General features: G+C 67.9%; 5 protein-coding genes. 1 reads left to right on the plus strand and 4 read right to left on the minus strand.

The window, feature by feature from the left end; genetic code table 11:
- On the plus strand, window positions 1-1,452 hold a 1,452-nt coding region (locus G3O00_RS39345), incomplete at its 5' end, for a HAMP domain-containing sensor histidine kinase (protein WP_206146218.1).
- Between the two features lie 56 nt (window positions 1,453-1,508).
- Here G3O00_RS39345 and G3O00_RS39350 read toward each other — a convergent pair.
- The 4 genes from G3O00_RS39350 to G3O00_RS39365 all read right to left on the minus strand — a co-directional run.
- On the minus strand, window positions 1,509-1,838 hold the full coding sequence (locus tag G3O00_RS39350) for a c-type cytochrome (protein ID WP_157687128.1): 330 nt from the start codon (window positions 1,836-1,838) through the stop codon (window positions 1,509-1,511).
- Window positions 1,839-1,972: 134 nt separating this feature from the next.
- Window positions 1,973-3,781 carry a hypothetical protein gene (locus G3O00_RS39355; protein WP_206146219.1) on the minus strand — a complete coding sequence of 603 codons (1,809 nt, stop codon included), beginning with the start codon at window positions 3,779-3,781 and terminating at the stop codon, window positions 1,973-1,975.
- A gap of 77 nt (window positions 3,782-3,858) precedes the next feature.
- Complete coding sequence (locus tag G3O00_RS39360; protein ID WP_041492520.1) at window positions 3,859-4,899, minus strand: porin; 1,041 nt, start codon at window positions 4,897-4,899, stop codon at window positions 3,859-3,861.
- A 264-nt stretch (window positions 4,900-5,163) separates the two neighbouring features.
- On the minus strand, window positions 5,164-5,576 hold a 413-nt coding region (locus G3O00_RS39365; RefSeq protein ID WP_206146220.1), incomplete at its 5' end, for a porin.

A 5,576-nucleotide genomic window follows, 5' to 3' on the forward strand; every position in this document is an offset into this window, starting at 1 on the left:
TCGCTGACCAGCGGCGTGATGGCGGGTACGGCGATGCGTCATCCGGAAACGGCCGGCGCGCTGGTCCTCGCGCGCCTGCTGGGCGACCTGCGCGAATACACCGGCCGGCTCGGCTCGCTGTTCGTCGCGCCGCTGGTCAGGCGCGAGGTGCTCGACAACGATCGGCTGGCGCGCATTCTCCAGATGCGCGGGCGCATCGTGCAGCTCCGCGCACTGATTGCCGGCGCGATCGCGCCGCCGCTCGACGACGCGATGCTGTCGAATGACCTGGCGCGGTTGAACGACACGATGGACGGCAGCTTCCTGCCGCTGGTTGCCGCGACGCTGCGCGCGGGCCGCACGGGCGCCTATGCGATGAACGCCGAGGATTTCGCGTCGCGGGTCATGCGGGATCTCGAAGCATCGGCGCAGTTGCGCGACCACGTGCTCGACCTCACGCGCGCGCGTGCGGTGGCGTTGCGCGATGCGGCGCGCGTCCGGATGACGCTGTCCGCCGCCGAGGCGGCGTGTTGCATCGCAATCCTGTTGCTGCTCGTGCGCGGCACGCAGCGGACGCTGTCGAAACCGCTCGATGCGCTGAGCCGGCGCATCGTCGCGTTGAGCGAGGGCGACGTGTCGCCGATCGTCCGGATTCCGGGCACGAGCCCCGAGATCGGGCACGTGAACGATGCACTGGACGCGCTGCGCGGCGCCTATGTCCATCGCACGCTGCTCGAGCGGCAGCGCAACGACATGCTGACGCTGTTCTCGCACGACATGCGCGCGCCGCTCACGTCGGTCATCGTGCTCGTGAACGCGCCTGCCGCCTGCCCGCCCGACTGCACGCTGCGTGAGCGCCTGCACGAGATCGACGGGCTGGCGCGTCATACGCTCGCGATGGCGGACGGTTTCGCGCAGGTGTCGCGGGCGGAGACGGGCGAGTACGCGTCGGAACTCGTCAACGTGGCCGACCTGATGAATCAGGCACGCGACGCAATCTGGCTGCGCGCACGGGAAAAGCACATCGCGGTCGACGACGTGCCGCCGTGCGACGACGCGCTCGTGCACGGCGATCCGGCGCTGCTGTCGCGTGCGCTGGTCAATCTGCTGGGGAACGCGGTCGAATACAGCGCGGCGCATACGCGCATCGAGTGCCGCGTCGAACTGGCGGACGGCGGCGCGTCGGTGTGCTGCGTGATCCGCGATTACGGCTACGGGATCGCGGCCGAGGATCAGGCGCGCCTGTTCGAGCGTTACCGGCGCTTTCGCCTGAAAGGGCAGCCCGACACGAAGGGCGTCGGGCTCGGCATGGCGTTCGCGAAGGCGGTCGTGGACCGGCACCACGGCGAAATCAGCGTGCGCAGCGCCCCGTGGCAGGGCACGACCGTGACGCTCACGCTGCCCGCGGCCGGCGCATCCGGCCACGCGCACGACCCGGACCGGACGATGTCGGCCGAACCGGTGATGGGATGACGCGTGCGGCGGGAGCGACCGTCGTTGCCGCCGCCGCGTACCCGCACATCGCCGGGCTACTTCGCCGGCTGATTCAGCGACATGATCCACTTCGCGAAGCGCGCCGCATCGTCGGCCGAAATCGCATTGGGCGGCATCGTCGCGCTGCCCCATTTGCCGGTGCTGCCTTCGAGCATGCTCTTCTGGAGCTTCGCGATCGCGTCGGCATCGTTGCGGTAGTGCGCGGCGATCGCACGGAACGGCGGGCCGACTTTCGTCGTATCGAGCGTGTGGCACGCGCGGCAGGTCTGCTCGCTGGCCGACGTCGCGGCGTGGCCGGGTGTCGCAACTGTCGCAATCGTTGCGAACGCGCCCAGCAGCAGCGCGGCGAATGGCTTGAACCTCATCGGGAACATCCTTGAACGTGAACCTGCCGGGTGACCGGCAGGCATCGATGCGAACGGCGCGCGCCGGGGCCGCGGCAACACGCGGCATGGCGCGCGAACCGGGCCGGACGATCGCCCGTCCGGCCCCGTGCGACTCAACGCGGCGGCCAGGGCTTCGACGGCTTGCCGAGCACGGGCTCGCCGAGCAGCGGCGTCGACAGCGCATACGCGCCGTTCTCGGTGAAGGCCCAGATGATGTTGCGGTCGTACTCGGTGTAGATCGCGAACACGCCCTTGCCGAGCGTATAGGACGGCAGTTCCTTCTCGTCGGCGAGCGCCGGCACGAAGTAGCCGGCGATCGTCGGCTTCGCCGGATTTTTCACGTCGTAGATCTGCACGCCCGCGTTGTAGAACGAATACGGGACGATGCCCTGGCGCCACGTGCCCGGCTGGCCGATCGCGTTCGCGCGCTTCGGCCCGAAGTTGCCGCCGCGCTGGCAGAAGCTCGTGAACGGCGCGCCCGCCGGCACTTCCGGAACCGGCAGCTTGGCCGCGACTTTCAGGTGGCTCGGGTCGCGCGCGTCGACGACGAAGATGTCCTTGTACGGCTCGTAGCAGTCGCGGTTCATCGGGTAGCCGTTCGTGAGCACGTAGCCGGTGCGCGCGTACTGGCTCACGTCCGCGTTGTCGAACTCGGTGCCCGCGAAGCTCGGCGGCGTGTTCACGTTGCCGAGGATCTTCGGCTTCGCGGGGTCGCTCAGGTCGAACGAATAGAAGCCGAGGCCGCCCATCGCGCCGAAGCCGATCTTGCCGCCGTTTTCCAGCGGCTTCGGCAGGAAGATCGGGTTGCGCGAGCCCATCCACGACGTGCGGTTGCCGGCGCGCGGATTCATCAGGTACGCCTGCTCGTGTTCCTCGTTGCCGAGGATCTGGCCGGGCACCGCGATTTGCGACATGAACACGGGGTTCGCCGGATCCGACATGTCCCATACCTGGTAACCCGGCGAGTACAGGTAGTTCGGATACTCGGTCAGCGCGTAGCTGTCGTCCGGCGCGGCCGACACGATCATGTACTTGCCGCCGTAGTACTCGGGCGCGTCGAGCGAGCCGGAACCCTGCTGCTGGCCGATCGGCGCGTCGGGATGCCGGTAGTCGGTCGTGCGCGTCGCGATCAGCTTCCACTGGCTCGGCAGCGGGCCGTCCATCTCGTACACGCGGAAACCCTTCAGCGAGTTGTAGTGGCGCTGCGCGGCAACCTTGTCGGGCTGGTCGATCTTCTCGGTCATCAGCCCGTAGCGGCCGATCTCGAACGACGCGACGAGCACCGGCTTGCCGAGCTTGCGGCTCCACGCGATCGTCGCGCCGCCGAGGTAGTCGTGCACGTTGTCCGGATCGAAGTGCTCGCTGGAACCCTTCGGCCCCCACACGCCGCCCTTCGAGAACACGACCTTGCCGTGCGCGGGATCGGTGACGTCCATGATGCGCAGGTAGTCGCGATCGTGGATGTACAGGTAGCGCTTGCCGTCGAAGTCGGCGATGTTGTTCCACGCGTGGAAGGGCGAATCGACGCCCGGGTAGAACGCGAGCACCTTGACGTTCTTCGCGTAGCTCTTGTTGTCCCACGTGGCGAGCTCGCCGGGGAAGCGCTGCCCCTGGTGGACTTCGGGCGCCGCCTTCGGCCACACGAACTGACCGGTGGCCGGGTCCATCCCGTAGTCGACGCCGGGCTTCAGCGGCACCGGCCGGCGCTCGGGCGTGAGGCGCAGCCAGCCGGCGAGATACGGATCGGCGACGCTCGGCGTGCCGGGCGTGCCGGATGCGGCAACGCTGGTGCTGGCGGCGGCGGGCGCTTCCGCCGCCGGTTGCGCGGCGCTGGCCAGCGCCGACGCCGCGATCAGGATCGATGCGGCAGCCGGGCCGACGATCCGGGCCTGCGGGGTGCGACTGTTGCGTGGTCGAAGCATGAACGTCTCCTTGTCATGACTGTGTCGTGGCGCCGCGAGCGCCCGGCTGGCCGGTCGCGGCGCGCGGGTTCGGAACATCAGAATGCGTGGCGGATCCCGATCTGGAAGCCGGACGGGTTCTGGCCGCCGTCCGGATACACCTGGAACGTGACCGGATACGCGACGGGCACGCGATGCTGGCTCTTCACGTGCGCGGCGGTCACGTACAGGTCGGTGCGCTTCGACAGCCCGTAGATGTAGCCGATCACGCCGCCGGTCGCGCTCGAAATGCTCGTGTTGTTGTCGTCGTGGCGATGGACGACGCTCAGGTACACGCGGTTGATGCCGTCGATGTTCCAGCGCGCGCCGATCTGCGCATCCCAGCCCTGCGAATTGAATGCGACGTACGGGGGATACGCGTAATAGCCGTTGTACGTGTGGTAGATCACGGTCGGCTCGAAGCCGCCGAAGCGGTACACGGCCGAGAAATAGTTGTCGCGCGACGAATGGATCTGCGACGAACGGAAGATGTCGCGCGTGTACTGCAGCTCGCTCACGGCACCGAGGAACAGCGGCCCGTTGCGGTATTCGATGCCGGTGCTGAAGAAGCGCCCGGCGCGCGTGCCGTCGCCGAGCCCGGTCGTGATCATCACGCGCCCGGTGAAGCCGTGAAAGGTCGGGGTCTTGTACTGCAGCGCGTTGTCGACGCGATAGGTCGCGTAGAAGAACTGCATGTCGTTGACCATGCTGAAGTCGGCTGCCCACGTCGGGTCCGCATAGCCGGCCAGCCAGTACGACGGCGTGAACTGGCGGCCCATCGTCAGCTCGCCCCAGTTGCCCTTGAGGCCGACGAACGATTGCCGGAACTGCGTCGACTGCACGCCGGTGTTCGCCGAAAACATCGGCTCGATCGTGAAGACCGCCTTGTTGCCGCCGCCGAGCTCCTCGACGCCGCTCAGGTTGAAGCGCGAATTGTTCAGACCGCCGCTCGACATCCGCGTGATGTTGCCGCCCGGGCCCGACGAAATCAGGTGCTCGATGTTCAGGTCCATGTAACCCGACAGCCAGATGCGCGACTGCGCATGCGCACCGGCGCAGGCGAGCAGCATGACACTGGACGCGATCAGCTTCTTTTTCATTCGGTCTCCAAATAGTCGTCGTTGTTTTCCGGGGCGAAGCGGCTTGCGCCGGACGGGCATCGTGCGAGGCGATCCCGCGGGCGGCGGCCGGTTCGCATGACGCGAGCGGGACGCGGGCCGTGCCGGTTCATGAATCGCGCTTGTGTATACATGAACTGGGAAAAATTATACGCACGGACGTTGATGAATTCGAAGCACTTCTTTTTTATACAAAACAGCGGTTTGGTTATAGCGGGTAGACCCGGATACGCGATGCGCACGACGTCAGAACAGGTGCCGGATGCCGAGCGCCCAGGTCGCCGCGGTGCCGCTGCCGCCGAGCCGGTCGTACCCGGCGAGCGCATAGACGTCGGTGCGCCGCGACAGCGAGTAGTCGAGCCCGGCGACGCCCGTGTTGCGCGATACGGCCGTGCGCGCCGCGGTGCGGCGCGTGTACGCCCATTCGCCGAGCGCGGACAGCCGCGACGTGACGGGCACCGACACGCCGGCTTCGAACGTGTGCGAACCGGTGTCGGTCGCGGTCGTGCGCGTGCCCTGGATCGCGCCGTACAGCGTGATGCGCGGGAACGCGTACGCCAAGCCGGCGAGATACGCGTGCTGCGTCGGCGCGGCCGCACCCGCCACCAGCCGCCTGCGCTGCGCCGAGAGCGGCAGGGGCCACGTCTGGACACCAGTCC

Source organism: Burkholderia sp. Ac-20384 (assembly GCF_017104605.1).
Classification (GTDB): Bacteria; Pseudomonadota; Gammaproteobacteria; order Burkholderiales; family Burkholderiaceae; genus Burkholderia; species Burkholderia lata.

Coding starts and splice junctions, on each gene's coding strand:
- G3O00_RS39350 (WP_157687128.1), bottom strand. CDS start 1,838: ATGAGGTTCAAGCCATTCGCCGCGCTGCTGCTGGGCGCGTTCGCAACG.
- G3O00_RS39360 (WP_041492520.1), bottom strand. CDS start 4,899: ATGAAAAAGAAGCTGATCGCGTCCAGTGTCATGCTGCTCGCCTGCGCC.
- G3O00_RS39355 (WP_206146219.1), bottom strand. CDS start 3,781: ATGCTTCGACCACGCAACAGTCGCACCCCGCAGGCCCGGATCGTCGGC.